The sequence below is a fragment of the Desulfovibrio sp. TomC genome (assembly GCF_000801335.2).
Taxonomy (GTDB): Bacteria; Desulfobacterota; Desulfovibrionia; order Desulfovibrionales; family Desulfovibrionaceae; genus Solidesulfovibrio.
This window is the reverse complement of record NZ_JSEH01000103.1, coordinates 1-1,176: the sequence shown is the minus strand read 5'-3', so window position 1 is coordinate 1,176 and position 1,176 is coordinate 1. Positions and strand designations below refer to the sequence as shown.

At 48.6% G+C, this 1,176-nt stretch carries 1 protein-coding gene; it reads left to right on the top strand.

All coding sequences use genetic code 11. The annotated features are described in order from the left end of the window. The first annotated feature begins 181 nt into the window (after window positions 1-181). Window positions 182-1,126 carry an IS110 family transposase gene (locus tag NY78_RS24390; protein ID WP_156181156.1) on the top strand — a complete coding sequence of 315 codons (945 nt, stop codon included), beginning with the start codon at window positions 182-184 and terminating at the stop codon, window positions 1,124-1,126. The last annotated feature ends 50 nt before the right edge of the window (window positions 1,127-1,176 follow it).

The following is a 1,176-nucleotide window of genomic DNA, read 5'->3' as shown; positions in this document are numbered from 1 at the left end:
TGCCTTGTATGTTTCTCCATCGGGGATAACTTGATGGGGTCCCGGGGACGATAGGTCGAAATTGCCTTGAGTTTTAAGCTCGAGCCGGAGCCATGATCGTCGTCCCCTTTCTTCCATGAAGCCCGAACCGTTGCTTGGGCTAAGAGCCCGTATCACAAGGCTGGGTGCTGGAGGATTTTACATGGCTGTTGAGTGCTTTATTGGGATTGATGTCTCTAAAGAAACTCTGGATGTTCACACGTTTCCCGATGGGAACGATCTGCAATTCATCAACGACCCTGATGGCATTAAAGCTATCTGTAGGAAATTTTCTAAACTTCGTCCGAATCTTATTATTATTGAGGCGACAGGCGGTCTTCAAATTCCTGTTGCAACAGCGTTGAGTCTCAAGAAGTTCCCTGTTGTAGTTATTAATCCCCGCCAGGCTCGTGATTTTGCGAGGGCAAAGGGGAGATTGGCTAAAACGGATAAGATTGATGCTGAGATATTAGCCCTTTTTGGCAAGCAAATGGAGCCTGAAGTACGTCCTCTTAAGGACGAGCAAGCACAAGAAATGAGTGCATTTATGTCCAGGCGTAACCAGCTTATTCGAATGCTTGTCATGGAGAAAAATCGTTTTTCTCGGGCTTATGGCTCAGTAAGACATGACATCGAGAAGAATATCGATTGGCTAGAAGAGCGGTTGTCAGAAATTGACACCCATCTTGGAAAGATTGTGCGCGCCAGTCCGATTTGGAGAGAACGTGATAACTTACTTCAAAGTGTTCCCGGCGTCGGAGATGTCCTTTCAAGAGCACTCCTCTCCAATCTCCCTGAGCTTGGAACATTAAATCGCCGGGCGATAGCTGCGCTTGTTGGTGTTGCACCTCTCAATTGCGATAGTGGGAAACATCGGGGAAGACGTCGTGTTTGGGGTGGTCGCAGTGATATCCGTTCCGTTTTATATATGGCAGTCTTGTCTGCCAAAAAATATAACCCAGTGATACGAGATTTTTACAATCGCCTCAAGGAAGCAGGCAAGCCACATAAAGTCGCTGCCGTTGCCTCCATGCGAAAGCTCATAACGATTCTGAATGCGATGGTGCGATCCGGTCAGCCTTGGGCACAGTGCGCAAACGCGGCGTGAATCACAGCTTTTCAGTTGACTGGGAACACCGTTGCTCCGGCGGCCGGGGG